The following is a 25,981-nucleotide window of genomic DNA, read 5'->3' as shown; positions in this document are numbered from 1 at the left end:
CTCGGGGCTCCGTTCGGTACGGTCTTCTCGTCCATGGCTGACGCTGCCTGTTGCATCTCGTCGACGCGAGCACCCACCACGCCCGGCCATGGGTGCCGCACGCCGAGTTCGGACCGACCCCGAAGGCCCATTTCCAAATGATGATCACTGCCGTCAAGAGCATCGCCGAGCGGCTCGCGTCCTCGCCCCGGCGGCTGTGGGCGGGCGCGTTCGCGATCCTGTTCGCGCTGAGTGCGTCCTGGGCGCTGGCGACTCCGATCGGCGGCGCGCCGGACGAACCCGCGCACCTCATCCGGGCGGCCGCGGTCGCGCGGGGCCAGGTCAACGGCACCGAGGTCATGGTCCCGCACGAGGTCGGCGGGATCAAAGGCCACTGGGCCGAGAGCGGGGTCGAGCTCCCGCGGATCTACGAGGACCTGGCGGAGACCCATCTCTGCTACGCCTTCAAGCCCTGGCAGTCGGCCGACTGCGCACCCGCGCTCAAGCACAGCCCCGGGACGGCCGAGGTGACCACGTCGGCGGGCCGCTACCACCCGGCGTACTACTTCGCCGTCGGCTGGCCCAGCCTGCTGCTCCCGGGCAAGACGGCCTTCTACCTGATGCGCCTGATGTCGGCCGCGATCTGCTCCGCCCTGGCGGCGAGTGCGGTGGTCACGGCGGCGGAGTGGCGTCGGCGTTCCTTCACCCTGTTCGGGGTGGTGGCGGCCACCACCCCGATGTCACTGTTCATGTTCGGTGTGGTCAACCCGAACGGCCCGGAGATCGCCGCGAGCATCCTGGTCTGGAGCGCTGCCGTGGCGCTGCTGATGAACCCGGACCCGGAACTCCTGAACCGCCGCCTTGCCCGGCTCGGCATCGGTGCGGTGGTGCTGATCAGCATCCGGCCGCTGGGCCTGATCTGGTTGCCCGGGGCGGTCTTCTTCGCCCTGCTGCTCGGAAGCAGGGACGCGCTGCGCGCGGTCCTGCGTCACCGGACGACCTGGGTCTGGGGCGGTGTGGCCCTGGTCACGGCCGGCCTGGCCCTCCTCTGGTCCTCGACCCACCCTGACCACTCGGTCTTCAACAGTAATCTCACTCCGCTGGCCGCGGCTCGTAAGACCTTCGACAACGGTCTGACGTACATCAAGCAGATGATCGGTTACTTCGGCTGGCTGGACGCCGAGCCGCCGGCCGCGACGCTGCTGCTGTGGAGCGGCGTGGTGGTCGCCCTGGTGCTGCTCGCGCTCTGCTACGCGCGGCGTCGGGACGCACTGGCCGTCCTGGGGGTCCTCGCCGGGATCGTCGTCATACCGCTGGTGGCCCAGGCCATGCAGGCGCGGGAGCTCGGCATGATCTGGCAGGGCCGCTACCTGCTGCCGTTCGCCGTCGGGCTGCCGATCGTCTGCGCCGCGGTCTGCCACGAGCGGCTGCCGGGCGGTTTCGCCTGGCGCCGGCTGCTGATGCTCTGCTCCGGCGCGCTCGCCGTGGCCGACTTCGCGGGGTTCTTCTGGGCGCTGCGCCGCATGACGGTCAGCAACGGTGGCTCGTTCTTCATCAGCCCGGCCCACTGGTCGCCGCCGGTGGGCTGGCAGCCCTGCGTGCTGGTGTACGCGGTGGCCGTGGTGGCGCTGGGGCTGCTCGTCGCCGTGCCGGACAGGCAGGGGGCGGACCGGCAGCAGGACGCGTCGCCGGCCGGGCCCTCCGAGGACGGTGACGACGGTGGGAGCGCCCAGCTCGCCGCTGTTCGTGTGCAGGCGTAAGGTTTCGCGGTGCGGGGGGTTCTCGGCCATGGTATGGGCGCCGCCCGCGTCGGTTCCCGTCCCGTTTCGAGTCCAAGCCCCGCGACCTGCGGCGTTGCATTTGTTTTGACCGCGCCCGATGCGCTAGGTACGCTCTGACCTTGTGCCTGGGGTGTCCCCGGGTCCTTGTGCGTGCATGCACACCGGTCGCCGCGCCGAGCCGGAGCGCTTCCCAGCGCGCCGCGCGTAGAGCGCCGTCGCTGTACATCAGCTCATGGGATTCCGTGTCGTAACAAGCCCAACACACCCGACCGCGTGGGTCGACCACGGGGCCGTGTGCGAGGGAGACGCCGCAGGTTAGTTCCACCAAGCCTTGGCACACAGAAAACGGAGAAACGGTGCCTACGATCCAGCAGCTGGTCCGAAAGGGCCGGCAGGACAAGGTCGAGAAGAACAAGACTCCCGCGCTGAAGGGCTCCCCGCAGCGCCGTGGGGTCTGCACGCGTGTGTACACGACCACCCCGAAGAAGCCGAACTCGGCTCTCCGCAAGGTCGCCCGTGTGCGCCTCACCAGCGGGATCGAGGTCACCGCTTACATCCCGGGCGAGGGCCACAACCTGCAGGAGCACTCCATCGTGCTGGTGCGCGGTGGTCGTGTGAAGGACCTTCCTGGTGTCCGCTACAAGATCATCCGCGGTTCGCTTGACACCCAGGGTGTCAAGAACCGCAAGCAGGCCCGCAGCCGCTACGGCGCCAAGAAGGAGAAGTAAGAATGCCTCGTAAGGGCCCCGCCCCGAAGCGCCCGGTCATCATCGACCCGGTTTACGGCTCCCCGGTCGTCACCCAGCTGGTCAACAAGATCCTGCTGCACGGCAAGCGCTCCACCGCCGAGCGGATCGTCTACGGCGCCCTCGAGGGCGTCCGCGACAAGACCGGCTCGGACCCGGTCGTCACGCTGAAGCGCGCGCTGGAGAACGTCAAGCCGGCCCTCGAGGTCAAGTCCCGCCGTGTCGGTGGCGCGACCTACCAGGTTCCGGTCGAGGTCCGTCCGGGCCGCGCCAGCACCCTGGCGCTGCGCTGGATGGTCGGTTACTCCCGCGCCCGTCGCGAGAAGACCATGACCGAGCGCCTGATGAACGAGATCCTCGACGCCAGCAACGGCCTGGGCGCTTCCGTGAAGCGTCGCGAGGACACCCACAAGATGGCCGAGTCCAACAAGGCCTTCGCGCACTACCGCTGGTAGTCCGTACCCCGTCACTAGACAGAGAGAGAACGAGCCACCATGGCTGCAACCTCCCTTGACCTCGCCAGGGTCCGCAACATCGGGATCATGGCGCACATCGACGCGGGCAAGACCACCACCACCGAGCGGATCCTGTTCTACACCGGTGTCTCGTACAAGATCGGTGAGGTCCACGATGGCGCTGCCACCATGGACTGGATGGAGCAGGAGCAGGAGCGCGGCATCACGATCACGTCGGCCGCGACGACCTGTCACTGGACGGTCGACGACGTCGACAACACCATCAACATCATCGACACCCCGGGTCACGTCGACTTCACCGTCGAGGTGGAGCGTTCGCTGCGCGTCCTCGACGGTGCCGTGACGGTGTTCGACGGTGTCGCTGGTGTCGAGCCCCAGTCCGAGACCGTGTGGCGGCAGGCTGACCGCTACGGCGTCCCGCGCATCTGCTTCATCAACAAGCTGGACCGCACGGGCGCGAACTTCTTCTTCTGCGTGCAGACCATCGTGGACCGCCTCGGCGCCACCCCGCTGGTCATGCAGCTCCCGATCGGTGCCGAGTCGGACTTCCAGGGCGTTGTCGACCTGGTCCGCATGAAGGCTCTGGTCTGGTCCGCCGAGGCCGCCAAGGGCGAGATGTACGACGTCGTCGACATCCCGGCCGAGCTGCAGGAGCAGGCCGCGGAGTACCGCGAGGCGCTGATCGACACCGTCTCGAACGTCAGCGACGAGATCATGGAGCTCGCCCTCGAGGGCGAGGAGATCCCGGTCGAGCTGCTGCAGGACGCGATCCGCAAGGGCACCCTGAACTCGGACTTCACCCCGATCTTCTGCGGTACCGCCTTCAAGAACAAGGGCGTTCAGCCCCTGCTCGACGCGGTCGTCAAGTACCTGCCGTCGCCGCTGGACATCGAGTCCATCGAGGGCACCAAGCCCAACGACCCGGACACCAAGATCTCCCGCAAGGCGTCGGACGACGAGCCGCTGTCCGCGCTGGCGTTCAAGATCATGTCCGACCCGCACCTGGGCAAGCTCACCTTCGTCCGGATCTACTCCGGCCGCCTGGAGTCCGGCACCTCGGTGCTGAACGCCGTGAAGGGCAAGAAGGAGCGCATCGGCAAGATCTACCGCATGCACGCGAACAAGCGTGAGGAGATCGAGTCGGTGGGCGCCGGCGACATCGTCGCCGTCATGGGCCTGAAGCAGACCACCACCGGTGAGACGCTGGCCGACGAGAAGAACCCGGTCATCCTGGAGTCCATGGACTTCCCGGCCCCGGTCATCCGCGTCGCCATCGAGCCCAAGTCCAAGGGTGACCAGGAGAAGCTGGGTGTCGCCATCCAGCGTCTCGCCGAGGAGGACCCGTCCTTCCAGGTCAACACGGACGAGGAGACCGGCCAGACCATCATCGCGGGTATGGGCGAGCTGCACCTCGAGGTGCTCGTCGACCGTATGCGCCGTGAGTTCAAGGTCGAGGCCAACGTCGGCAAGCCGCAGGTCGCGTACCGCGAGACCATCCGCCAGGCGGTCGAGCGCATCGACTACACCCACAAGAAGCAGACCGGTGGTTCCGGTCAGTTCGCCAAGGTGCAGATCGCGATCGAGCCGCTCGAGCAGGCCGAGGGCTACGAGTTCGTCAACAAGGTCACCGGTGGCCGCGTTCCGCGCGAGTACATCCCGTCGGTCGACGCCGGTTGCCAGGAGGCCATGGAGTTCGGTGTCCTCGCCGGCTACCCGCTCCAGGGTGTCCGCGTGAGCCTGCTGGACGGCCAGTCGCACGACGTCGACTCCTCCGAGCTCGCGTTCAAGATCGCCGGTTCGATGGCCTTCAAGGAAGGCGCGAGGAAGGCCAAGCCGGTCCTCCTCGAGCCGATGATGGCCGTCGAGGTCACCACGCCCGAGGACTACATGGGCGACGTGATCGGCGACATCAACTCTCGCCGTGGCCAGATCCGGTCCATGGACGAGCGTCACGGTGCCCGCGTCGTCACGGCGCTGGTGCCCCTCTCCGAGATGTTCGGCTACGTCGGTGACCTGCGCAGCAAGACCTCTGGTCGCGCGAGCTACTCGATGCAGTTCGACTCGTACGCCGAGGTTCCGAAGAACGTGGCGGACGACATCATCGCCAAGGCCAAGGGCGAGTGACGTCCCGATATTCGGGACGATAGCGAAGCCTTTAGGCTATTAGGAGGCAACCCGGGAGGATCCGGTCGGATCCTCCCGGGGCCTCCGGCCCCCCCTACCAGCGGGACGGCACGGGGTGTCCTGCGGACAACCCGCACCAAAACCGATCAAGACCAACTGACGTCACCACGGCGTACAGGAACTGTCCTCAGGAGGACTCAGTGGCGAAGGCGAAGTTCGAGCGGACGAAGCCCCACGTCAACATCGGCACCATCGGTCACATCGACCACGGCAAGACCACGCTGACTGCGGCCATCACCAAGGTGCTGCACGACGCGTACCCGGACCTGAACCCCTTCACGCCGTTCGACCAGATCGACAAGGCCCCGGAGGAGCGTCAGCGCGGTATCACCATCTCGATCGCGCACGTCGAGTACCAGACCGAGGACCGTCACTACGCGCACGTCGACTGCCCGGGTCACGCTGACTACATCAAGAACATGATCACCGGTGCCGCCCAGATGGACGGCGCCATCCTGGTGGTCGCCGCCACCGACGGCCCGATGCCGCAGACCAAGGAGCACGTGCTCCTGGCCCGCCAGGTCGGCGTTCCGTACATCGTCGTCGCCCTGAACAAGGCCGACATGGTGGACGACGAGGAGATCCTGGAGCTCGTCGAGCTCGAGGTCCGTGAGCTCCTCAGCGAGTACGAGTTCCCGGGCGACGACCTGCCGGTCGTCCGCGTCTCCGCGCTGAAGGCGCTGGAGGGCGACGCCGAGTGGGGCCAGAAGCTCCTCGGCCTGATGAAGGCCGTCGACGAGAACATCCCCACCCCGGCCCGCGCCGTGGACCAGCCGTTCCTGATGCCGATCGAGGACGTCTTCACGATCACCGGTCGTGGCACCGTCGTCACCGGTCGTATCGAGCGTGGCATCCTGAAGGTCAACGAGACCGTCGACATCATCGGCATCAAGCAGGAGAAGACCACCACCACGGTCACCGGCATCGAGATGTTCCGCAAGCTGCTCGACGAGGGCCAGGCCGGTGAGAACGTCGGTCTGCTCCTCCGTGGCATCAAGCGCGAGGACGTCGAGCGCGGCCAGGTCATCATCAAGCCGGGTTCGGTCACCCCGCACACCGACTTCGAGGCCCAGGCCTACATCCTGTCGAAGGACGAGGGTGGCCGCCACACCCCGTTCTTCAACAACTACCGCCCGCAGTTCTACTTCCGTACCACGGACGTGACCGGCGTCGTGACCCTCCCCGAGGGCACCGAGATGGTCATGCCGGGCGACAACACCGCCATGACCGTCGCGCTGATCCAGCCGATCGCCATGGAGGAGGGCCTGAAGTTCGCCATCCGTGAGGGTGGCCGCACCGTCGGCGCCGGCCAGGTCACCAAGATCATCAAGTAATTGATGCTCTGACCTGCCTGCCTCGTACAGGCTCAGTCCGAAGGGCCCCGCACACCCCGGTGTGCGGGGCCCTTCGGCGTGTCGGGATATCGAATCGACGGCGATCGGGTAACAGGCCCGTGGAGAGTGAGGCTGGACCGGACTGCTATCCTGCCGCTCATTGGCTCTCCCTCGCTGCTGCCCGCGACGCTCCGGGTGCGGAGGGAGGAGGATTCCGGCCGGTGGGGTCGACCCGGCGGTCCATGCCTTCCGACCGCTTTCGGATCACATGGGGACAGGCGAAGAAGGATGCTCAACGCAGGAGATCAGGGAGTTGGGTCGGCCGGGGAGCCGGCGCCGCTGTTGTCAGTCGTCATGCCGATCTACAACGAGCAGGAGGCACTGCCGCTGACGGTGCAGCGCCTGCGCCCGATCCTCGACGGGCTGGGGATCACGTACGAAGTGGTCGGCATCGACGACGGAAGCACGGATGCCACCCCGGTACTGATGCAGAAGATCCACCAGGACTGGCCGGAGTTCCGGATCGTCCGCTTCGCCCGCAACTCCGGGCACCAGGCCGCGCTCACCGCCGGCATCCACCGCGCCTTCGGCGACTACGTCGTCTCCATCGACGCCGACCTCCAGGACCCGCCGGAGAAGATCCCCGAGATGCTCTCGCTCGCGCGGGAGCGGAACCTCGACATCGTCTACGGCGTGCGCGGCGACCGCGGCACCGACACGATCTTCAAGCGCCGCACCGCGGGCGCCTACTACTGGCTGATGCGCAGGCTCGTCGGCAAGAAGATGCCGAACCAGGCCGGAGACTTCCGTCTGCTCAGCCGTGCCGCGGTGGACGCGCTCAAGGCGATGCCCGAGCACCAGCCGGTCTACCGGCTGCTGGTGCCGTGGCTCGGCTTCCCCAGCGGCGAGGTCGTCTACGTGCGCGAGGAGCGGGTCGCCGGTTCGACCCACTACCCGCTGTCCAAGATGATCCGCCTCGCCGTCGACAGCATCACCAACTTCTCCGCGAGCCCGCTGCGGCTCGCCACCTGGCTCGGCCTGCTGAGCTTCCTGCTCTGCTTCGCCCTCGGCGTCTACACCGTGGTCGAGTACGCGCTCGGCAAGACCGTCCCCGGCTGGTCCTCGCTGTTCATGGGCATGCTGTTCCTCGGCGCCGTCCAGCTCGTCTGCATCGGTCTGCTGGGCGAGTACGTCGGCCGCATCTACTCGGCGGCGCAGGCCCGGCCGGCCTACTTCGTCGGCTACGACTCGGCGGAGGGGCCCGACCCCGCGACGGCTCGCCGCAGCGCCTCCTACGCCGGCTGACCCGGAGTCGCTCCGACGCCGGTCGGCGGACCGCCGTCGGCCTCCGCCAGGCTGCCGTGCTGCGAGCTGCGAGTTGTGAGCTCGGACGAGAGAACGGACACCATGCAAACGAACAGCACCGCGACCGGATCGGCGCCGGCCACCGGAGGACATCCGGGGGTCCCGGCGCCGTCCGGCGGGCCGTCCGGCGGCGCGGCGGACACGGGATCCAGGGCCCACGCCTTCTGGCGGTTCCTGCCCGCGGTCTCGGCGTACCTGCTCCTGGTGGGGCTGCTGCTGGCCGCGGACACCAGGGTCGGCGACATCGCCCGGTACACCTTCTACGCGGCCTGGGGCGTGGTGCTGCCCGGCACCCTGGTCTTCCGGGCCCTGCGCAGACGTCCGCACACCCTGATGGAGGACCTGGCCTTCGGCGCGGTGACCGGGCTGGTGCTGGAGCTGGGGGCCTGGGCGGTCCTCGTCCGTTCGGGCCTCCAGTCGGTGGCCGTTGCCTGGCCGCTCGCGGTGGTGATCCCGTTCGCGCTCGTCCCGGGCCTGCGCCGGCACTGGCGCTCCGGCGGTTACCGGCGGCCGTCCCTCGCCTGGTCCTGGTCGCTGGCCGCGGTGGTGGGCCTGACCGGCCTGTACTACTTCCAGGTCTTCCTGTCGAAGTTCCCGGTCCTGGCGGTCGACGAGCAGTCGCGGCTGTTCGGCGACATGCCGTACATGCTGTCGCTGGCGGCCAACGCCAAGCAGCACGTGCCGCTGACCGTGCCGCAGGTGGCGGGGGAACCGCTCCACTACCACTGGTTCACGTTCTCCCACATGGCGATGACCAGCATGGTCGGCCACATCGACCTGCCGGTGGTCGAGACCAGGCTGCTCGTTCCCGCGTTCGCCGCGCTCGGTGTGCTGATCATGGCGGTGGTGGCCCACCGGATCACCAGTCGGGCGTGGGCCGGCCCGCTGGCCGCGCTGCTGCTCTTCGCGGTCGGCGAGTTCACCGCGATCTACCCGAACAACGTGATGTCCTGGACCTTCGGTGCGCCGGCTGTGCGGCTGATGTCCTGGTCGAGCATGTCGCTGGCCTACAGCCAGCCGCTGCTGATCGCGTTGGTCGGCGTGGTCGCCGACGGGCTCCGCCGGGTCGCCGGCCCGGGCGACGCGGACGGGAGGTCCCGCGCGCCGGGCTTCGGGCGGGGCGTCTTCGTCCTGACGGCGTTGTTCGCGACCGCCTCCAGCGCGGCCAAGGCGAGCACCCTCCCGGTGGCCCTCGCGGGCCTGGCCGTCGCCGGCCTGGCAGTCCTGATCAGGACCCGGCGCATCCCCTGGACGATCGTCGGGCTGGGGGCGGTCATCGCGGGCGCCCAGCTCTTCGCGACCGCGGCGATCTTCGACTTCGAGAGCTACGGTCTGGAAGTCATTCCCTTCGGCAACATCGAGAAGTACTGGGCCGAACCGCTGGACGGCAGGCCCGTGCTGCTCCAGAGCGGTGTGGTCGTGGCGGTCCTGATCGCCTTCTTCCTGAACCACCAGATCAAGTTGCTGGGCGCCGTGCCGCTGCTGTGGCGGCGTCGGTTCCGACTGGAACCGGCGCAGTGGTTCCTGCTCGGCGGGGTGGTCGCCGGACCGGCGGCCTACCTGATGGTCAACGGTTACAACGCCAGTTACTTCACCATCTCCGCGATGCCCTTCGGGGTGGTGCTGTCCGCCTGGGGGTACTGCGAGGCCTTCGAACGTGCGGCGCTGCCCAGGGTCGGCAAGGCCGCCCTGGCCGTCGGCGCGGCGGCCCTGACCGGGCTGTTCACCTGGCTCTCGTACCGGTACTCGGCGGACCTCGCGACCTTCCTGGGCGCGCACACCGAGGACGCCACGGGCACCGAGCCGTACACGCCACTGCTGCCGGCGCTGAGCGTGGCGGCCGCGTTCGCGGTGCTGGCGGGCCTCCTGGGGCTGCTCTGGTGGCTGTTCTCCCGGGCGGCGCGCGGCCTGCGGCGCCGGGGCGGGATCGTCCTGCTCACCGCCGGACTGACGCTCGGCACCCCGAGCCTCGCCCTCGACGCCCTCCAGTCCCAGGAGTTCCTGTGGCAGGGCAGCTGGGTGATGCCGGCGAGCCAGGTGAACGCCGCACGCTGGATCCGCTCGCACAGTGCCCCTTCGGACGTCCTGGCGACGAACAGCCACTGCTGGGAGTACAACAACTACGTGTACGGCACGGCGTGCGACAACTACCGTTCGCAGTGGCTCAGCGGCTATTCGGAGCGCTCGGTCCTCGTCGAGGGCTGGGCGTACGCACCGAGGCTGATGGCCACCGCGGGCGGGGCGGCGGCCGCCGTGGCGCCGTTCTGGGACACCGAGCTGTTCAACCTCAACGAGGCCGCGTTCTACGCGCCGACGCCGGACATCCTGCGTCGGCTGCACGACGACCACAAGGTCCGCTACCTGGTGGTCCAGCGGATGGCGGGCGCCGAGTCGCCGCAGCTCAGGAACCTCGCCAAGCCGGTGTTCGACAACGGCCGGGTGGCCGTCTACGAGCTCTCCTGACCCGACGAACGAAGCAGTGGGCAAACCATGGTCTCCACCGACAACGTGCCGGTACCGGCACCCGACGGCCGGGCGGTTTCCCCGGCCGGCACCGCCAAGCGGCAGCTTCCGTCGTTCCTGGTCATCGGCGTGCTCAGCACGCTCTTCTACCTCGGCCTGTACGTGGTGGCCCGCCAGGTCGTCGACCAGCAGGCGGCCAACCTGATCGCCCTGGCGGTGAGCGCGGTCGCCAACACCGCCGCCAACCGGCGCTTCACCTTCGGCATCACCGGCTCGGAGGGCGCGGTGCGCCACCAGCTGCAGGGCGCCGTCGCCTTCCTGATCGGTCTGGGCCTGAGCAGCGGCGCGCTCGCCCTGCTCGCCCTGCTCGCGCCGAACGCTTCGCGGGTGGTCGAGGTCGCCGGCCTGGTCGTGGCCAACGGCCTCGCGACGGTGGCCCGGTTCGTCCTCCTCAAGGTGTGGGTCTTCAGGACCCACTGAGGACGAACCGGGCCACCGTGTGCCGGGCCGGGCGCCGCGTGATCAGGGTGCGGGGACCGCGGACCTCGCCGGTTCCCCGGCCGGCTCGGCCGTCCCGGGGACCGCGACCCCGCGGGCCCGGCGCTCGGCCAGGGCGCGTACCGGTCGCGGCGTCCAGTCCTTCGCCTTCAGCGCGGGCTTCTCGACCAGGTACCAGGAGAGCGCGGCGAGGACGACCGTCCCGGCGAGCGACAGCGGGAGGTAGACCCGCATGCCGTGTGCGTTGTAGCCGAGTGCGGCGACGACCTGTTCGACGGTGAAGCCGTAGATGTAGATGCCGTACGAGAGGTCCCGCTTGACGCCGATCCGCTGGAACGGCACGGGCAGCCGGACCGCCAGCCAGAAGAGCAGGTACGCGAAGGCCGGGTAGCCGAACACGAAGAGCCCGCCGTAGTGCAGGCTGGCGACGAGCACGGCGACCGACAGCAGCGCGAGCCCGGCGTTCATCGGGATCCGGTCCTTGTACAGCTGCACCGTGGCGCCGAGCAGGAAGACGAACCCCAGGTAGACGAAGTACTGCACGTAGATCTGGCCGAAGACCGGCACGTGCAGGAAGTGGCCCATGCTGTTGGGGATGTTGACGTAGCCGGGGGTCGCCCGCCAGTCCCAGAGCATCAGGATCCAGACCACCAGGGTCAGCAGCGGCACCGCCTTCTTCGCGCGCAGCAGCACGCCGCCGGCGGCCAGCAGGCCCATCATGATGTAGCAGAGCATCTCGTAGTCGAGCGACCAGAGGGAGCCGTTGATCCCGGGGTCGTGGTTGGTGCCGGCCGCGACGCCGTCGGCGACCACGTTCGAGATGTCCCACCCGTTGGTGAACGAGGCGTTCCAGGCACCCGCCAGGTAGTGCAGCGGCCCGGCCGGGTGCGACCAGTAACCGGTGAGCGAGTGGTGGGTCCGGTAGTACAGGGCGGGCGCCACCACCAGGACGCTGACCAGGAGCGAGACCCAGAGCCCGGGCAGGATGCGCAGGGCGCGGTGCCAGGAGTACCGGCCGATCGTGCTGCGCATCGCACTGCCGGTGATCATGAAGCCGGAGAGCGCGAAGAAGCCGACCACCGCGAGCCGGCCGAGGTCGATCTGGCCGCCGCTGAACTGGGAGAGCGGAGCGGGCCGGCCCCACCCGAGCGGATAGGCGTGGGAGTAGACGACGGCTACCGCGAGGGCCGTCCGGATCGCGCCGAAGCTGTTCTGGCGGCCGGACAGACTGCCTCCCCTCAGCCACGCGGGGCGCCGGGTGTCGGCGCCTTCGCGTATGCCGCGTGAGGGTCCCGCTTGGTGGGTCATGGTCCGTCCGATCCGGCCGGCTGGGAGCGGCCTGAGAAGGGGCCTGGGAGGTGGCAGGAAGTATGACTGAGGGGACGTGTGCGCCTGCGCGCACGTCCCCTCGGTCGGCCTCGCGTGGCTACTGCTGCTTCAGCGAGTCCGTGTAGGCCTTGCAGGCCTGGTAGTCCGGGAGCAGGCCGGTGGCGAGGGCCTCCGAGAGGGAGGGCGCCACCGCGTCGCGGGCCGAGAGCTGCGGGGCGTCGGTCGGCCATTCGATGCCGAGCTCCGGGTCCAGCGGGTGCACGCCGTGCTCGCCGGTCGGGTTGTACGTCGCCGAGCAGAGGTAGGTCAGCGTGGCGTCGTCGGTGAGGGCGCAGAAGCCGTGGCCGAGGCCCTCGGGGATGTAGACGGCCTTGCGCTCGGTGTCGTCCAGTCGGACGAACTCCCACGTGCCGAAGCCGGGCGAGCCGACGCGCAGGTCCACGATCACGTCCAGCACCGCGCCGCGGGTGCAGGCCACGTACTTGGCCTGGCCGGGCGGGACGTCGGCGAAGTGGATGCCGCGGACGACGTCCTTGGCGGAGAGCGACAGGTTGGCCTGGGCCAGGTTCAGCGGGTGGCCGACGACCTCGGCGAGGCGGTCGAAGCGGTACCACTCGGTGAAGTGGCCGCGGGCGTCGCCGTGCACCTGCGGGGTGATCTCGAAGGCGCCCTCGATGGAGAGCTCACGGAACTTCACTTGGCGGCCGCCTCGTCGAGCAGGTCCAGCAGGTACTGGCCGTAGCCGCTCTTCAGCAGCGGCTCGGCGAGCTCGCGCAGCTGGGCGTCGTCGATCAGCCCGGCCCGCCAGACGGCCTCCTCGATGCAGCCGATCTTGAAGCCCTGGCGCTCCTCGATGACCCGGACGAACTCCGAGGCCTGGACCATCGACACGAACGTGCCGGTGTCCAGCCAGGCGGTGCCGCGGTCGAGGGTCGTCACGTGCAGGTCGCCGGTGCGCAGGTAGGCGTCGTTGACGGCGGTGATCTCCAGCTCGCCGCGGGCGCTCGGCTCCAGGGTGCGGGCGATCTCCACGACCCGGTTGTCGTAGAAGTACAGCCCGGGGACGGCGTAACGGGACTTGGGCTCGGCCGGCTTCTCCTCGATGGAGATGACCTGGCCGGTCTCGTCGAACTCGACCACGCCGTACGCGGTCGGGTCGGCCACCGGGTAGGCGAAGACCCGGCCGCCCTTGATGTCGGAGTGCTCGGTGAGCGAGGTGCCCAGGCCGCTGCCGTGGAAGATGTTGTCGCCGAGGATCAGGGCCACCGGCTCGTCGCCGATGAAGTCCGCGCCGAGCACGAAGGCCTGGGCGATGCCCTCGGGCTTCTCCTGGACGGCGTACTGGAGCTTCAGGCCGAACTGCGAACCGTCGCCCAGCAGCCGCTCGAACTGGTCCCGGTCGTTCGGGGTGGTGATGATCAGGATTTCGCTCATCCCGGCCATCACGAGGGTCGAGAGGGGGTAGTAGATCATCGGCTTGTCGAAGACCGGCAGGAGCTGCTTCGACACCGCACGGGTCAGGGGCCACAGCCGCGAGCCGGTGCCGCCGGCCAGGAGGATTCCACGCATGGGTGCACCCTATTCGAGATCGGTGGACGCGGGAGGGGCCGGGTCGGGAGGGTGTTCGGGCGACGGTAGACTACGCGCATTATGCGCATCCTCGTGACCGGCGGCGCCGGATTCATCGGTTCGGAGTTCGTCCGTCAGCTCCTCGGAGCTGACGAGAATGCCCGGATCACAGTCTTTGACAAGCTCACCTACTCGGGTGTCCTGGAGAACCTGGCCCCGGTGGCCGGCCACCAGGGCTACACCTTCGTCCAGGGCGACATCTGCGACGTGGACGCCGTCGACCAGGTCATGCCGGGCCACGACGTGGTGGTGCACTTCGCCGCCGAGTCCCACGTGGACCGCTCGATCGCCGGCGCGGGCCCGTTCGTGCTGACCAACGTCGTGGGCACCCAGGTCCTGCTCGACGCCGCCCGGAAGCACGGCGTCGGCCGCTTCGTGCACATCTCCACCGACGAGGTCTACGGCTCGATCAGCGAGGGCTCCTGGACCGAGACCTGGCCGCTGGCGCCGAACTCCCCGTACTCGGCCTCCAAGGCGTCCTCCGACCTGCTGGCGCTGGCCTACCACCGCACCCACGGCATGGACGTGGTGGTGACCCGCTGCTCCAACAACTACGGGCACTACCAGTTCCCGGAGAAGGTCATCCCGCTGTTCACCACCAACCTGATCGACGGCAAGAAGGTGCCGCTGTACGGCGACGGTGGCAACGTCCGCGACTGGCTGCACGTCTCGGACCACTGCCGGGGCATCGAGCTGGTCATGCGCGGCGGCCGCGCGGGTGAGGTCTACAACATCGGCGGCGGCACCGAGGCCACCAACAAGGAGCTGACCGGCCTGCTGCTGGAGGCCGCGGGCGCCGGCTGGGACATGGTCGAGCACGTCGAGGACCGCAAGGGCCACGACCTCCGCTACTCGATCGACATCAGCAAGATCCGCGAGGAGCTCGGCTACGAGCCGCAGGTCCGCTTCGAGGACGGCCTCGCCGCGACCATCGCCTGGTACCGCGAGAACCGCGCCTGGTGGGAGCCGCTGAAGCAGAAGGCGGCCCTGGCCAAGTGACCGCGAACGCCGCCGGGCCCGTGCGCTGGCTGGTCACCGGCGCGGCCGGGATGCTCGGGCAGGACCTGCTGTCGGTGCTGGGCGCCGACGCGACCGCCGAGATCACCGCGCTGCGCCGGGCGGACCTCGACATCACCGACGCGGCGGCCGTCCAGGCCGCCGTCGAGGGCCACGACATCGTGGTCAACTGCGCCGCGTGGACGAACGTCGACGCCGCGGAGACCGAGGAGGACGCCGCCACCGCCGTCAACGGCACCGGCGTGCGCCACCTGGCCGCGGCCTGCGCCAAGAGCGGTGCGCGGCTGCTGCAGGTCTCCACCGACTACGTCCTGCCGGGCGACGCCACCGAGCCCTGCCCGGAGGACGCCCCGACCGCGCCGGTGAACGCGTACGGCCGCAGCAAGCTGGTGGGGGAGGAGGCGGTCGCCGAACTGCTCCCCGAGCACGGCTACGTGGTGCGCACCGCCTGGCTGTACGGCGAGCACGGCCCGAACTTCGTGGCCACCATGCTCAAGCTCGCCGCCCAGCGGGACACCCTCGACGTGGTGGACGACCAGCACGGCCAGCCGACCTGGTCGTACGCGCTGGCCGGCCGCCTGGTCGAGCTCGGCCGGGCCGCGCTCGCCGGGCAGGCCCCGGCCGGGGTCTACCACGGCACCGCGAGCGGCCGGACCACCTGGTGCGGCCTGGCCCGCGAGGCCTACGCACTGAGCGGGCTGGACCCGGAGCGGATCCGCCCGACCACCTCGGAGGCCTTCGTCCGGCCGGCCGTCCGCCCGGCCTTCAGCGTGCTGGCCCACGACCGCTGGGCCGCCGCCGGGCTGGCGCCGCTGCCCGAGTGGCGGGCCATGCTGGCCGAGGCCCTGACCCAGCCCGTCTTCGCCGAACTGGCCGCCACGGCCCGGAGCACGGAGAGCGACAGACCTCAGTGAAGAACCCGCTGACGAAGGTGGCTGCCGCGCTACCGCCAGGAACCCTGGCGGTGGCCGGCGGCACCGTCGTACTGGGCGCCGCCAACTACATCCACCTCGGGGTGGCGGGCCACAGCCTGTCCGTCGACGACATGGCGAACGTCTCGCTGCTGTGGACGATCGTGATGTCCGTCGGCATCGGCGTCTTCTTCCCGATCGAGCAGGAGCTCACCCGGATCGTCGCGGCGCGCGCGGCGCTCGGCCACGGCGCCGCGCCGGTGCTGCGCCGGGCGACCCTGCTCACCGGTGGGATCCTCGCGGCGACCCTGGCCGTCCTCGGGGCCGCCTCCGGCCCGATCGCCCGGGCGATGTTCCACGGTGACCGCTCGCTGGTGCTGGCCCTCGGCGGCGCCTTCACCGGCATGGCCGTCTGCTACCTCACCCGCGGCGTGCTGGCCGGCCTCGGACGCTTCGGTGCGTACGGCACCCAGCTCGGCCTGGACGGCGGCCTGCGGATCGGCCTGGCCCTCGCCTGCGGCGTGGCCGGGGTGCACTCGGCGCTCGCGTTCAGCCTGATCCTGGCCGTCGCGCCGATCCTCGCCACGATCGCGACGCTGCCCCCGCTGCTGCGCGCGGTCAAGCCCGGCGAGCAGGTCGGCTGGTCCGAACTCTGTTCCGGGCTCGGCCTGTTGATCTGCTCGACGCTGCTCTCGCAGGCCGTGGTGAACGCGGCCGTGGTGAGCACCAAGCTGCTCGCGCCCTCCGACTCCGCGCTGATCGCCGCCCTGCTCAACGCGCTGGTGCTGGCCCGGGTGCCGCTGTTCGTCTTCGGTTCGCTCCAGGCCTCGCTGCTGAACGGCCTCTCCGCCGCGATCGCGGTCGGGGACCGGGCCGCCTTCACCGGGATGCTCAAGAAGATCGGCGTCGTGGTGGGCGCGCTCGGCCTGCTCGGCGGCATCCCGGCGGTCGCCCTCGGCCCGTGGCTGATCCAGGTGCTGTTCGGCGCCAAGCCGGTGCTCGGCTGCCTCGACTTCTTCTGGTTGTCCGCCGGAACCGTCGCGTACATGTTCGCGATGGTGCTCGGACAGGCATTGATGGTATTCAAGCGGCACAACCTTCAGCTGCTCTGCTGGGCGGTCGGCACCGCGGTCCTCGCCGGGGTGACCTTCCTGCCGGGTGAGGTGTCCACCCGCGTGATCCTTGCGTATACGGCGGGTTCCGTGGCCACCGTCCTCGGTATGCTGGCGGTTCTGAGGCAGAGTTTCGCCCGTTCGGCGACGAATTCCGCCGGTCTCGCCCAGCAGTCGGGGGACCCGAACGCCGGGGTGTTGAGCAGTCGGACGGCCGGTGACTGACCGTGTCCGCCCCTCATCTTCAGATCGCCGCGCAGCAGCGCGGGCCAGACCCCATTCATGGAGCCTCCGTGTCCCAGTACGACGATGTTTGGCTGGTGATCCCGGCCTACAACGAGGGCCAGGTGATCGCCGACGTTGTGGAGGGGGCGCGAAAGACGTTCCCGAACATCGTGGTGGTCGATGACGGCAGCGGCGACGACTCGGCCAAGCACATCATGCAGACGGGCGCGCACCTGGTGCGCCACCCGGTCAACCTCGGCCAGGGCGCCGCCCTCCAGACCGGCCTCGCCTACGCCCTGGCCCAGCCGGGCGCCAAGTACTTCGCCACCTTCGACGCCGACGGCCAGCACCAGACCGCCGACGTCGAGAAGATGGTCGCCCTGCTGCGGGAGGGCGATGTGGACGTCGTCCTCGGCTCGCGCTTCATCGAGCAGAACGGGCAGGTGCCGTGGATCAAGCGGGTCGTCCTGCGCACCGCGGCGACCGTCAGCCCCACCGCGCGCAAGCTCAAGCTGACCGACGCCCACAACGGCCTGCGCGTGCTGAACCGCGAGGCCGCCGGTCGGCTGCGGATCACCATGAACGGCATGGCACACGCGTCGGAGATCGTCAGCTTCCTCGCCGGCTCGGACCTGCGGGTCGCCGAGCTCCCGGTGGACATCCTGTACACCGAGTACTCACGCGCCAAGGGTCAGTCCCTGATCAACGGCGTCAACATCATCTTCGACATCTCGCTGCGGGAGCGTAGCCGCCGATGAAATTCTTCTGGATCCAGCTGGTTCTCATTCTCGGCTCGGTCGCTCTCGCCTTCATGTTCATCCGGCGTTGGGACCGTGCCAACACCCGCGCCTGGAAGCGGATCGCGTTCTCGGTCTTCGTGATCGTGAACATCTACGCGGTGCTGCGCCCCACCGACGTGACCTGGCTGGCCCACCAGCTCGGCGTCGGCCGCGGCACCGACCTGGTGCTGTACGTGATGGTGCTGGCGATGGGCTTCCTGACCCTGAACACCTTCCTGCGCTTCCGCTCGCTGGAGAAGAAGCTCACCGACCTGGCGCGCACCGTGGCGATCAACGAGGGCGCCCGCCTGAACGAGGAGCGCTTCGACCTGGACCTGCCGGTCTCGGCGCCGGTCGACCGCAGCAAGGCCTGATCCCATGGCGACCTTCGAGTTCATGCTGCCGTACTACGGCGACGTGGCGCTGATGCAGGCCGCGGTGCGGAGCATCCTCGCGCAGACCGACCGGGACTTCCGGCTGACCGTCATCGACGACGGCAAGGAGCCGGACGTCCCGGGCTGGTTCGCCTCGCTCGGCGACGACCGGGTGAGCTACCTGCGCAACGAGCAGAACCTCGGCATCACCAAGAACTTCCAGAAGTGCGTGGAGCTGTCCACGGCCGACCACGTGGTCATCATGGGCTGCGACGACCTGCTGCACCCGCACTACCTGGAGACCGTCCGGGCGATCGTGAAGGACAACCCGGACCTGGGCATGGTGCAGCCGGGCGTCGAGGTCATCGACGGCAACGGCGAGGTCAGCCGTTCGGGTCTGGCGGACAACGTCAAGGAGAAGATCTACGCGCCGACCGTCAAGGGCCGGCGACTGATGGGCGGCGAGGAGCTGGCCGCCAGCGTGCTGCGCGGCAACTGGCTCTACTTCCCGTCGATCTGCTGGCGCGGCGAGGCGCTGCGCGCGGTCAACTTCCGTGACGAGTACTCGGTGATCCAGGACCTGGCCCTGGTCGTGGACCTGCTGGAGCTCGGCGAGCAGATGCTGGTGGACAACACCACCGTCGTCTTCCAGTACCGCCGGCACGCCGTCAGCGAGTCCTCGGTGCAGGCCTTCTCCGGCACCCGGTTCACCGAGGCGGAGCGGTACTTCAACGCGGTGGCCGAGCGGATGGACGCCCGCGGCTGGCCGAAGGCCGCCCGTGCGGCCCGGTTCCGCAGCGCCTCCCGCCTGCACGCGCTGACCATGCTGCCGGGCGCGCTGAAGCGCGGCCAGCGGGCCGGCGCCAGGGTCCTGGTCCGCCACGCGCTGACCGGCGGAGAGCGGCACTGACGCCTCGCAAGCCCTGATGCGGCACTGGGCCGGCAGTCCGGAGTCCGGACTGCCGGCCCAGTGCCGTTCGCGTTCCCGGTGCGGGCTGTCACCCGGCCGAGGGGAATCCGGCACCGGCCGAACCGCCGTTCCCGAGCGGGCCGTTGTCGTCCGTGGGGGAGGAGCGCGTTGGCTCCGGCCGATCGCCGCGTGGCACACTGCCGATGCGCTTCGACGAGTGGTGGCGGAAACCGTGGCGCCGCCCGGAGCCGGTCATGACGAGATCGTCAACTCACACAAGTAGGGAAGTGTCTCGGTGCAGCCGCTGATCGACTCTGCCCACACGTCCGACAGGCCGGACCGGGGTGAGGACGGCGGCACGAACGCGCCCGGCACCCCGGCCGTGCCGGCCCGGCTGCGGGCGCTGGCCGCCCACCGCTGGTTCTGGCCGGTGGCCCTGCTGCTCGGGTACGGCGGGCAGGTGGCGTTCCGCCTGGTGCTGTCGATCCACAACTACTTCCCGTCGGTGCACGCCGACGAGGACTCCTACCTGGCGATAGCGCGGGTGCTGGCCGGCCGGCCGACCACCGAGATGCCGGTCGGGGTGGTGATCCCCGGCGGGTACCCGCTGCTGATCTCGCCGGCGCTGCGGATCGCCGACAACCCGGCCACCGCGTACCACCTGGTCATGGCCATCAACGCGGTGCTCAACGCGCTGGTGTTCCCGCTCGCCGTGGCGGCGGCGCGCCGGGTGGGCCTGTCCCGGCCGCAGGCGTACCTGGTGGGCACCGCCGTGGCCCTGGTGCCGCCGGTGATCTTCTACTCCCAGTTCGCCATGTCGGACACCGTGCTGCCGGTGCTCCTGCTGGCCTGGCTGATCGCGATGCACGGCTGGCTCTCGCCCGGCTCGACGCGCCGCCGCGCGCTGTACGCGGCGGGGATGGGCCTGGCGGCCGGCTACACGTTGGCCACCCACGACCGCGGCGGCGTGGTCGTGGTGCTGACCGCGCTGGTCCTGCTCGTGGTGCTGATCCTCGGCTGGGCGCCGCGGCTCGCCTCGCTCGCCGGCGTCGGCACGCTCGGGGCGTCGTACCTGGGCGCGAAGCTGCTGGCCGGCTTCGTCGAGAGCCAGTTCAAGGACGTGCCGCCGAGCGACGTCGGCAACAAGGTCTTCGAGAACCTCGAGGACAGCAAGTACATCGGCACGATCATCGCCCGCACCTTCGGGCAGCTGTGGTACTTCATGACCTCCACGTACGGCTTCGGGGCGATCGCCCTGGTGCTGTGCGTGGTGGTCGTGTTCCGGCGCCGGTACTCGGTGGCCGAGCGGGTGGTGGCCTGCACCATGGTGGCCATGCTGTTCGGCACCGCGCTGGCCTCCGCGGCCGGCCTGGCGGACAACAACCGGACCGACAACTGGGTGTACGCCCGGTACTGCGCGGTGCTGGTGCCGCTGTTCCTGGTGGTGGGCCTGGCCGCGCTGTTCCGGGCCAGGGCCCGCGCGCTGCTGTGGATGGCGCTGGTCGGCACGGTGGTGATCGGCGTCATCCAGGTGTCGGTCGGGTCGTACGCGGGTGCCGAGCTCAAGCTCTGGGTCAGTCCGTGGACGGTGCCGGACGCCATGTTCCTGGCCTCGAGCTGGGAGGGCCTGCACATGGTCCGTACGAGCTTCGGCGCACTGGCGGTGCTGGCCGCCTGCCTGTTGCTGCGGGTGGCCGGCGGGCGCCGGGTGGTCGCCGCGCTGGTGGCCTGCGTGGCGCTGTTCGCCGCCTACGCGACGGTCGCCGTCACCGACAACGTCTCCGAGCCGCACGCCCAGGAACGCAAGTACCAGGCGGTCGGCGTGCCAAAGGAGGCAGGCCTGCGCAAGGGCGACAACGTCGTCCTGGACACGGACCTCGACTGGGACGCCCGCATGGCGATGGCCTACGAGGTCTACTGGGGCCGGGTCTGGTCGGAGGACCTGAAGGGCGGCTCCAACCCGCCGGAGAAGGCCACCGCGGTCCTGGCCGGCTGGTACAAGGGTGCCCTGCCGCAGGACAGCTGGCCGCACCCGGAGCCCGGCTGGCACATCGCGAAGTACAACAAGGACCGCAACTGGGTGCTCTGGCGCAAGGACTGACCGGGGTCGTCACCCCATCGGGGCCGGTGAGGAACGCCTCACCGGCCCCGATTGGCATCCGGGCTGCTCCATGTGGCAGTATGTCCAAGTTGCTCGGTTGAGTGCCGATGCTGCGCGCCTCCCGCCGGGAGGACCGGAAGCGAGTCCCATGTACTCGTCGTTCCCGTGATGGCCGTCAAGCGTGAGTTCTACGCCACGGCAGCTGCGGGGCGAAAGTACGGGAATCTTCCGGGAAGCGCATGCGGGGCCTCGGCCCGGCGCCCCCCCACCCCGAAAGTTCGAAACCGACGAAGTGCTTCGCCGGTTTTTTGCAAGCGCGAGTGCGACACGCCCGAGCGCGGGGGTCGGAGGGGGGTCGTGCAGTGACTAAGGACAAAGGACTACTGAGTAGCCATGGCGGGACAGAAGATCCGCATCCGGCTCAAGGCCTACGACCACGAGGTCATCGACTCCTCGGCGAAGAAGATCGTCGAGACGGTGATCCGTACTGGTGCGCAGGTCGCGGGCCCGGTGCCGCTGCCCACTGAGAAGAACGTGTACTGCGTCATCCGCTCGCCGCACAAGTACAAGGACTCGCGCGAGCACTTCGAGATGCGTACTCACAAGCGTCTGATCGACATCCTCGACCCCACGCCGAAGACGGTTGACTCGCTCATGCGTCTCGACCTGCCGGCGGGCGTCGACATCGAGATCAAGCTCTGAGAGGCGCACCGAAGATGGCTAAGCAGATTAAGGGCATCCTGGGCGAGAAGCTCGGCATGACCCAGGTCTGGGACGAGAACAACCGGGTCGTCCCGGTGACCGTCGTCAAGGCCGGGCCGAATGTCGTGACCCAGGTCCACACCGCCGACAGCCCGGCCGGCTACAGCGCCGTCCAGCTCGGCTTCGGCGAGATCGACCCCCGCAAGGTGAACAAGCCCCTCGCGGGCCACTTCGCCAAGGCCGGTGTCACCCCGCGCCGCCACCTGGTCGAGATCCGTACCTCGGACGCGTCCGAGTACACCCTGGGCCAGGAGATCACCGCCGAGCTGTTCGAGGCGGGTGTCAAGGTCGACGTGACCGGCACCTCCAAGGGCAAGGGCTTCGCCGGTGTCATGAAGCGTCACAACTTCAAGGGCCTCGGCGCCGGTCACGGCACCCAGCGCAAGCACCGCTCGCCCGGTTCCATCGGTGGCTGCGCCACCCCGGGCCGTGTGTTCAAGGGCCTGCGCATGGCTGGTCGGATGGGCCACGAGCGTGTGACCACCCAGAACCTGACCGTGCACGCGGTCGACGCGGAGAAGGGTCTGCTGCTCATCAAGGGCGCCGTCCCGGGCCCGAACGGCGGCCTCGTCCTCGTCCGCACCGCGGCGAAGGGGCTGTGAAGGATATGAGCACCATTGACATCCTGTCGCCGGCTGGCGACAAGACCGGCAGCATCGAGCTGCCGGCCGAGATCTTCGACGCGAAGGTCAGCGTTCCGCTGATGCACCAGGTCGTCGTGGCGCAGCTCGCTGCGGCCCGTCAGGGCACCCACAAGACCAAGACTCGCGGCGAGGTTCGTGGCGGCGGCAAGAAGCCGTACCGCCAGAAGGGCACCGGCCGCGCCCGTCAGGGCTCGACCCGTGCGCCGCAGTTCGCCGGCGGTGGCGTCGTGCACGGTCCCGTGCCGCGCGACTACTCGCAGCGGACCCCGAAGAAGATGATCGCCGCCGCCCTGCGCGGTGCGCTCACCGACCGGGCCCGCCACAACCGCATTCACGTCGTCACCGGCGTGACCGCGACCGAGGCGCCGTCGACCAAGGCAGCCAAGGGCCTGTTCGGCAAGATCACCGACCGCAAGAACGTCCTCCTGGTCGTCGAGCGCGAGGACGAGCTGGGCCTGAAGTCCGCTCGCAACCTGCCGAACGTGCACATCCTGGACGCCGGTCAGCTGAACACCTACGACGTGCTCGTCTCCGACGATGTGGTCTTCACCCAGGCCGCCTTCGAGCGTTTCGTGGCCGGTCCGGCCGCGTCCGCCAAGGCCGTTGCCGCTGAGGGCGAGCTCGAAGGGAGCGCCGCCTGATGAGCGACGTTACGAGCAAGACGTTCACGGACCCCCGTGACGTCCTGGTGAAGCCGGTCATCTCGGAGAAGAGCTACTCGCTCCTCGACGAGAACAAGTACACGTTCATCGTGTCGCCGGGCGCCAACAAGACCCAGATCAAGCAGGCCGTCGAGGCGGTCTTCTCGGTCAAGGTCGAGGCTGTCAACACGATCAACCGTCAGGGCAAGCGCAAGCGGTCCAAGACGGGCTTTGGCAAGCGCAAGGACACCAAGCGCGCCATCGTGACGCTGGCCGAGGGCAACCGCATCGACATCTTCGGTGGTCCGGTCTCCTGAAGAGGGAGATCGTGATCGTCGATTAGGACGAGGACGAGAGAGCCAAATGGGCATCCGCAAGTACAAGCCGACTACGCCGGGCCGTCGTGGCTCCAGCGTGGCCGACTTCGTAGAAATCACGCGGTCCACGCCGGAGAAGTCGCTGGTTCGCCCCCTGCACAGCAAGGGCGGCCGTAACAACGCCGGTCGTATCACCGCTCGCCACCAGGGTGGCGGTCACAAGCGCGCCTACCGCGTGATCGACTTCCGTCGTCACGACAAGGACGGCGTGCCGGCCAAGGTCGCGCACATCGAGTACGACCCGAACCGCACCGCGCGCATCGCGCTCCTGCACTACGCGGACGGCGAGAAGCGCTACATCATCGCGCCGCGCGGCATCACGCAGGGCGACCGGATCGAGAACGGCGCTGGCGCCGACATCAAGCCGGGCAACAACCTGCCGCTGCGCAACATCCCGGTCGGTACCACCATCCACGCGGTGGAGCTGCGTCCCGGCGGCGGTGCCAAGCTGGCCCGCTCGGCCGGCTCCGGCATCCAGCTGCTGGCGCGTGAGGGCAAGATGGCGCACCTGCGCATGCCCTCCGGTGAGATCCGCCTGGTCGACGCGCGCTGCCGCGCCACCGTCGGCGAGGTCGGCAACGCCGAGCAGTCGAACATCAACTGGGGCAAGGCCGGCCGTATGCGCTGGAAGGGCGTCCGCCCGACCGTGCGTGGTGTGGCCATGAACCCGATCGACCACCCGCACGGTGGTGGTGAGGGTAAGACCTCCGGTGGTCGCCACCCGGTCTCGCCGTGGGGTAAGCCCGAGGGCCGTACCCGTCGCCCGAACAAGGCGTCGGACAAGCTCATCGTGCGCCGCCGCAAGACCAACAAGAAGCGCTAGGAGCAGGTCAGATGCCGCGCAGTCTCAAGAAGGGCCCCTTCATCGACGGCCACCTCATCAAGAAGGTGGACGCTCAGAACGAGGCGGGTACCCAGAACGTCATCAAGACCTGGTCCCGTCGTTCCGTGATCTCGCCGAGCATGCTCGGTCACACGATCGCGGTTCACGATGGCCGTAAGCACGTCCCGGTGTTCGTCACCGAGTCGATGGTCGGCCACAAGCTCGGCGAGTTCGCTCCGACCCGCACCTTCCGTGGCCACGTGAAGGAAGACCGGAAGTCGAAGCGTCGCTAAGCCTGAGCTTGCGCGCCAAAAAGACTCAATGACTTACTCCATTAAGGGGACAACCATGGAAGCCAGGGCACAGGCGCGGTACATCCGCGTGACGCCCATGAAGGCCCGCCGCGTGGTGGACCTCATCCGTGGCATGAATGCCACGGAGGCCCAGGCCGTCCTGCGTTTCGCTCCGCAGGCCGCCACCGTGCCGGTCGGCAAGGTGCTCGACAGCGCCATTGCCAACGCCGCGCACAACTACAACCACTCCAACGTGGACGACCTCTACATCTCCGAGGCGTACGTTGACGAGGGCCCGACCCTGAAGCGGTTCCGTCCGCGTGCCCAGGGCCGCGCCTACCGGATCCGCAAGCGGACCAGCCACATCACCGTGGTCGTCAGCAGCAAGGAAGGGACCCGGTAATGGGCCAGAAGGTTAACCCGCACGGGTTCCGCCTCGGCATCAGCACGGACTTCAAGTCCCGCTGGTACGCCGACAAGCTGTACAAGGACTACGTCAAGGAAGACGTTGCCATTCGTCGCATGATGACGAAGGGCATGGAGCGCGCCGGCATCTCCAAGGTCGAGATCGAGCGCACCCGCGACCGCGTCCGCGTCGACATCCACACCGCCCGCCCCGGCATCGTCATCGGTCGCCGTGGCACCGAGGCCGACCGCATCCGCGGCGACCTCGAGAAGCTGACCGGCAAGCAGGTCCAGCTGAACATCCTCGAGGTCAAGAACCCCGAGCTGGACGCCCAGCTCGTGGCTCAGGGCGTCGCGGAGCAGCTGTCCTCCCGCGTCTCCTTCCGCCGTGCCATGCGCAAGTCGATGCAGGGCACCATGAAGTCCGGCGCCAAGGGCATCAAGGTCCAGTGCTCCGGTCGTCTCGGCGGCGCCGAGATGAGCCGTTCGGAGTTCTACCGCGAGGGTCGCGTGCCGCTGCACACCCTGCGTGCGAACGTCGACTACGGCTTCTTCGAGGCCAAGACCACCTTCGGCCGCATCGGCGTGAAGGTCTGGATCTACAAGGGCGACGTCAAGAACATCGCCGAGGTCCGCGCTGAGAACGCCGCTGCCCGCTCGGGCAACCGCCCGGCCCGTCCCGAGGGTGGTCGTCCCGCCCGCGGTGGCGACCGCCGTGGTGGCGAGCGCGGTGGCCGTGGCCGTCGTCCCGCCGCTGCCGAGGCCCCCGCGGCCCCGGCCGTCGAGGCTCCGGCTGCTGAGAACACCGGAACGGAGGCCTGAC

26 protein-coding genes are annotated in these 25,981 nt (G+C 69.1%); 23 read left to right on the top strand and 3 right to left on the bottom strand.

Features of this window, described 5'->3' with window-relative positions; genetic code table 11:
* Positions 1 to 137: 137 nt before the first annotated feature.
* The 8 genes from ACIRRH_RS07115 (at position 138) to ACIRRH_RS07080 (ending at position 10,808) form a co-directional block, all read left to right on the top strand.
* Complete coding sequence (locus tag ACIRRH_RS07115; protein WP_403062881.1) at positions 138 to 1,739, top strand: DUF2142 domain-containing protein; 1,602 nt, start codon at positions 138 to 140, stop codon at positions 1,737 to 1,739.
* Between the two features lie 377 nt (positions 1,740 to 2,116).
* The gene (gene rpsL, locus ACIRRH_RS07110) at positions 2,117 to 2,488 is read left to right on the top strand and encodes a 30S ribosomal protein S12 (RefSeq protein WP_014144289.1); all 372 of its coding nucleotides are present in this window, start codon (positions 2,117 to 2,119) and stop codon (positions 2,486 to 2,488) included.
* 2 nt (positions 2,489 to 2,490) lie between these two features.
* Positions 2,491 to 2,961 carry a 30S ribosomal protein S7 gene (gene rpsG / locus ACIRRH_RS07105; RefSeq protein WP_030232420.1) on the top strand — a complete coding sequence of 157 codons (471 nt, stop codon included), beginning with the start codon at positions 2,491 to 2,493 and terminating at the stop codon, positions 2,959 to 2,961.
* Between the two features lie 39 nt (positions 2,962 to 3,000).
* Positions 3,001 to 5,106, top strand: a complete 2,106-nt coding sequence (fusA, locus tag ACIRRH_RS07100; RefSeq protein ID WP_403062878.1) for an elongation factor G — start codon at positions 3,001 to 3,003, stop codon at positions 5,104 to 5,106.
* Between the two features lie 200 nt (positions 5,107 to 5,306).
* A complete protein-coding gene (tuf, locus tag ACIRRH_RS07095) occupies positions 5,307 to 6,500 on the top strand; it encodes an elongation factor Tu (RefSeq protein WP_403062875.1) in 1,194 nt (397 codons plus the stop codon).
* A gap of 354 nt (positions 6,501 to 6,854) precedes the next feature.
* Positions 6,855 to 7,805: a glycosyltransferase gene (locus ACIRRH_RS07090; protein ID WP_403062872.1), complete on the top strand. Its 951-nt coding sequence runs from the start codon at positions 6,855 to 6,857 to the stop codon at positions 7,803 to 7,805.
* 102 nt (positions 7,806 to 7,907) lie between these two features.
* Positions 7,908 to 10,328, top strand: coding sequence for a hypothetical protein (locus ACIRRH_RS07085; RefSeq protein WP_403062869.1), 2,421 nt, complete (start codon positions 7,908 to 7,910; stop codon positions 10,326 to 10,328).
* 27 nt (positions 10,329 to 10,355) lie between these two features.
* On the top strand, positions 10,356 to 10,808 hold the full coding sequence (locus tag ACIRRH_RS07080; RefSeq protein WP_363380916.1) for a GtrA family protein: 453 nt from the start codon (positions 10,356 to 10,358) through the stop codon (positions 10,806 to 10,808).
* Between the two features lie 42 nt (positions 10,809 to 10,850).
* On the opposite strand, the gene ACIRRH_RS07075 is transcribed toward ACIRRH_RS07080, so the two are convergent.
* The 3 genes from ACIRRH_RS07075 to rfbA all read right to left on the bottom strand — a co-directional run bounded on the left by ACIRRH_RS07075 (position 10,851) and on the right by rfbA (position 13,724).
* Positions 10,851 to 12,134: an acyltransferase family protein gene (locus tag ACIRRH_RS07075; protein WP_403062866.1), complete on the bottom strand. Its 1,284-nt coding sequence runs from the start codon at positions 12,132 to 12,134 to the stop codon at positions 10,851 to 10,853.
* Between the two features lie 118 nt (positions 12,135 to 12,252).
* The gene (locus ACIRRH_RS07070) at positions 12,253 to 12,852 is read right to left on the bottom strand and encodes a dTDP-4-dehydrorhamnose 3,5-epimerase family protein (RefSeq protein WP_403062863.1); all 600 of its coding nucleotides are present in this window, start codon (positions 12,850 to 12,852) and stop codon (positions 12,253 to 12,255) included.
* Complete coding sequence (gene rfbA / locus ACIRRH_RS07065; RefSeq protein ID WP_403062860.1) at positions 12,849 to 13,724, bottom strand: glucose-1-phosphate thymidylyltransferase RfbA; 876 nt, start codon at positions 13,722 to 13,724, stop codon at positions 12,849 to 12,851. Before rfbA ends, ACIRRH_RS07070 begins: the two co-directional genes overlap by 4 nt.
* 81 nt (positions 13,725 to 13,805) lie before the next feature.
* Here rfbA and rfbB point away from each other — a divergent pair, with 81 nt between their 5' ends.
* The 15 genes from rfbB to rpsC all read left to right on the top strand — a co-directional run bounded on the left by rfbB (position 13,806) and on the right by rpsC (position 25,980).
* Positions 13,806 to 14,783: a dTDP-glucose 4,6-dehydratase gene (rfbB, locus tag ACIRRH_RS07060; protein ID WP_403062857.1), complete on the top strand. Its 978-nt coding sequence runs from the start codon at positions 13,806 to 13,808 to the stop codon at positions 14,781 to 14,783.
* The gene (gene rfbD / locus ACIRRH_RS07055; protein ID WP_403062854.1) at positions 14,780 to 15,715 is read left to right on the top strand and encodes a dTDP-4-dehydrorhamnose reductase; all 936 of its coding nucleotides are present in this window, start codon (positions 14,780 to 14,782) and stop codon (positions 15,713 to 15,715) included. Before rfbB ends, rfbD begins: the two co-directional genes overlap by 4 nt.
* 50 nt (positions 15,716 to 15,765) lie before the next feature.
* A complete protein-coding gene (locus tag ACIRRH_RS07050) occupies positions 15,766 to 17,049 on the top strand; it encodes a lipopolysaccharide biosynthesis protein (protein ID WP_403062851.1) in 1,284 nt (427 codons plus the stop codon).
* A gap of 68 nt (positions 17,050 to 17,117) precedes the next feature.
* Positions 17,118 to 17,807: a glycosyltransferase family 2 protein gene (locus ACIRRH_RS07045; protein ID WP_224273900.1), complete on the top strand. Its 690-nt coding sequence runs from the start codon at positions 17,118 to 17,120 to the stop codon at positions 17,805 to 17,807.
* A complete protein-coding gene (locus ACIRRH_RS07040; protein ID WP_224273902.1) occupies positions 17,804 to 18,202 on the top strand; it encodes a DUF2304 domain-containing protein in 399 nt (132 codons plus the stop codon). Before ACIRRH_RS07045 ends, ACIRRH_RS07040 begins: the two co-directional genes overlap by 4 nt.
* A 4-nt stretch (positions 18,203 to 18,206) precedes the next feature.
* Positions 18,207 to 19,112: a glycosyltransferase family 2 protein gene (locus tag ACIRRH_RS07035; protein ID WP_403062847.1), complete on the top strand. Its 906-nt coding sequence runs from the start codon at positions 18,207 to 18,209 to the stop codon at positions 19,110 to 19,112.
* A 295-nt stretch (positions 19,113 to 19,407) separates the two neighbouring features.
* Entirely contained in the window at positions 19,408 to 21,213 is a 1,806-nt protein-coding gene (locus ACIRRH_RS07030) for a hypothetical protein (RefSeq protein WP_403062844.1), read from the top strand.
* Between the two features lie 393 nt (positions 21,214 to 21,606).
* Complete coding sequence (gene rpsJ, locus ACIRRH_RS07025) at positions 21,607 to 21,915, top strand: 30S ribosomal protein S10 (RefSeq protein ID WP_012785157.1); 309 nt, start codon at positions 21,607 to 21,609, stop codon at positions 21,913 to 21,915.
* A 14-nt stretch (positions 21,916 to 21,929) separates the two neighbouring features.
* Complete coding sequence (gene rplC / locus ACIRRH_RS07020; protein ID WP_207810335.1) at positions 21,930 to 22,577, top strand: 50S ribosomal protein L3; 648 nt, start codon at positions 21,930 to 21,932, stop codon at positions 22,575 to 22,577.
* Positions 22,578 to 22,582: 5 nt separating this feature from the next.
* On the top strand, positions 22,583 to 23,260 hold the full coding sequence (gene rplD / locus ACIRRH_RS07015; RefSeq protein WP_403062841.1) for a 50S ribosomal protein L4: 678 nt from the start codon (positions 22,583 to 22,585) through the stop codon (positions 23,258 to 23,260).
* On the top strand, positions 23,260 to 23,577 hold the full coding sequence (gene rplW / locus ACIRRH_RS07010) for a 50S ribosomal protein L23 (RefSeq protein WP_030280768.1): 318 nt from the start codon (positions 23,260 to 23,262) through the stop codon (positions 23,575 to 23,577). The genes rplD and rplW overlap by 1 nt, the downstream gene beginning before the upstream one ends.
* A 46-nt stretch (positions 23,578 to 23,623) precedes the next feature.
* Positions 23,624 to 24,460 (top strand): 50S ribosomal protein L2, encoded by an 837-nt coding sequence (gene rplB / locus ACIRRH_RS07005; protein WP_403062838.1) that lies wholly within the window; start codon positions 23,624 to 23,626, stop codon positions 24,458 to 24,460.
* An 11-nt stretch (positions 24,461 to 24,471) separates the two neighbouring features.
* Positions 24,472 to 24,753 (top strand): 30S ribosomal protein S19, encoded by a 282-nt coding sequence (rpsS, locus tag ACIRRH_RS07000; RefSeq protein WP_030280772.1) that lies wholly within the window; start codon positions 24,472 to 24,474, stop codon positions 24,751 to 24,753.
* Between the two features lie 55 nt (positions 24,754 to 24,808).
* The gene (gene rplV / locus ACIRRH_RS06995; RefSeq protein ID WP_030280773.1) at positions 24,809 to 25,156 is read left to right on the top strand and encodes a 50S ribosomal protein L22; all 348 of its coding nucleotides are present in this window, start codon (positions 24,809 to 24,811) and stop codon (positions 25,154 to 25,156) included.
* Positions 25,156 to 25,980, top strand: coding sequence for a 30S ribosomal protein S3 (rpsC, locus tag ACIRRH_RS06990; RefSeq protein WP_355253411.1), 825 nt, complete (start codon positions 25,156 to 25,158; stop codon positions 25,978 to 25,980). Before rplV ends, rpsC begins: the two co-directional genes overlap by 1 nt.
* The last annotated feature ends 1 nt before the right edge of the window (position 25,981 follow it).

Source organism: Kitasatospora sp. NPDC101235 (assembly GCF_044767505.1).
GTDB lineage: Bacteria > Actinomycetota > Actinomycetes > Streptomycetales > Streptomycetaceae > Kitasatospora.
This window is presented reverse-complemented; position numbering and strand designations above follow the sequence as displayed.

Excerpts from the sequence above, each read along its gene's own strand:
- ACIRRH_RS07115 (WP_403062881.1), top strand. The coding sequence starts at position 138 with ATGATGATCACTGCCGTCAAGAGCATCGCCGAGCGGCTCGCGTCCTCG.
- rpsG (WP_030232420.1), top strand. The coding sequence starts at position 2,491 with ATGCCTCGTAAGGGCCCCGCCCCGAAGCGCCCGGTCATCATCGACCCG.
- fusA (WP_403062878.1), top strand. The coding sequence starts at position 3,001 with ATGGCTGCAACCTCCCTTGACCTCGCCAGGGTCCGCAACATCGGGATC.
- ACIRRH_RS07090 (WP_403062872.1), top strand. The coding sequence starts at position 6,855 with ATGCCGATCTACAACGAGCAGGAGGCACTGCCGCTGACGGTGCAGCGC.
- ACIRRH_RS07085 (WP_403062869.1), top strand. The coding sequence starts at position 7,908 with ATGCAAACGAACAGCACCGCGACCGGATCGGCGCCGGCCACCGGAGGA.
- ACIRRH_RS07080 (WP_363380916.1), top strand. The coding sequence starts at position 10,356 with ATGGTCTCCACCGACAACGTGCCGGTACCGGCACCCGACGGCCGGGCG.
- ACIRRH_RS07075 (WP_403062866.1), bottom strand. The coding sequence starts at position 12,134 with ATGACCCACCAAGCGGGACCCTCACGCGGCATACGCGAAGGCGCCGAC.
- rfbA (WP_403062860.1), bottom strand. The coding sequence starts at position 13,724 with ATGCGTGGAATCCTCCTGGCCGGCGGCACCGGCTCGCGGCTGTGGCCC.
- rfbB (WP_403062857.1), top strand. The coding sequence starts at position 13,806 with ATGCGCATCCTCGTGACCGGCGGCGCCGGATTCATCGGTTCGGAGTTC.
- ACIRRH_RS07040 (WP_224273902.1), top strand. The coding sequence starts at position 17,804 with ATGAAATTCTTCTGGATCCAGCTGGTTCTCATTCTCGGCTCGGTCGCT.
- ACIRRH_RS07035 (WP_403062847.1), top strand. The coding sequence starts at position 18,207 with ATGGCGACCTTCGAGTTCATGCTGCCGTACTACGGCGACGTGGCGCTG.
- rpsJ (WP_012785157.1), top strand. The coding sequence starts at position 21,607 with ATGGCGGGACAGAAGATCCGCATCCGGCTCAAGGCCTACGACCACGAG.
- rplC (WP_207810335.1), top strand. The coding sequence starts at position 21,930 with ATGGCTAAGCAGATTAAGGGCATCCTGGGCGAGAAGCTCGGCATGACC.
- rplD (WP_403062841.1), top strand. The coding sequence starts at position 22,583 with ATGAGCACCATTGACATCCTGTCGCCGGCTGGCGACAAGACCGGCAGC.
- rplW (WP_030280768.1), top strand. The coding sequence starts at position 23,260 with ATGAGCGACGTTACGAGCAAGACGTTCACGGACCCCCGTGACGTCCTG.
- rplB (WP_403062838.1), top strand. The coding sequence starts at position 23,624 with ATGGGCATCCGCAAGTACAAGCCGACTACGCCGGGCCGTCGTGGCTCC.
- rpsS (WP_030280772.1), top strand. The coding sequence starts at position 24,472 with ATGCCGCGCAGTCTCAAGAAGGGCCCCTTCATCGACGGCCACCTCATC.
- rplV (WP_030280773.1), top strand. The coding sequence starts at position 24,809 with ATGGAAGCCAGGGCACAGGCGCGGTACATCCGCGTGACGCCCATGAAG.
- rpsC (WP_355253411.1), top strand. The coding sequence starts at position 25,156 with ATGGGCCAGAAGGTTAACCCGCACGGGTTCCGCCTCGGCATCAGCACG.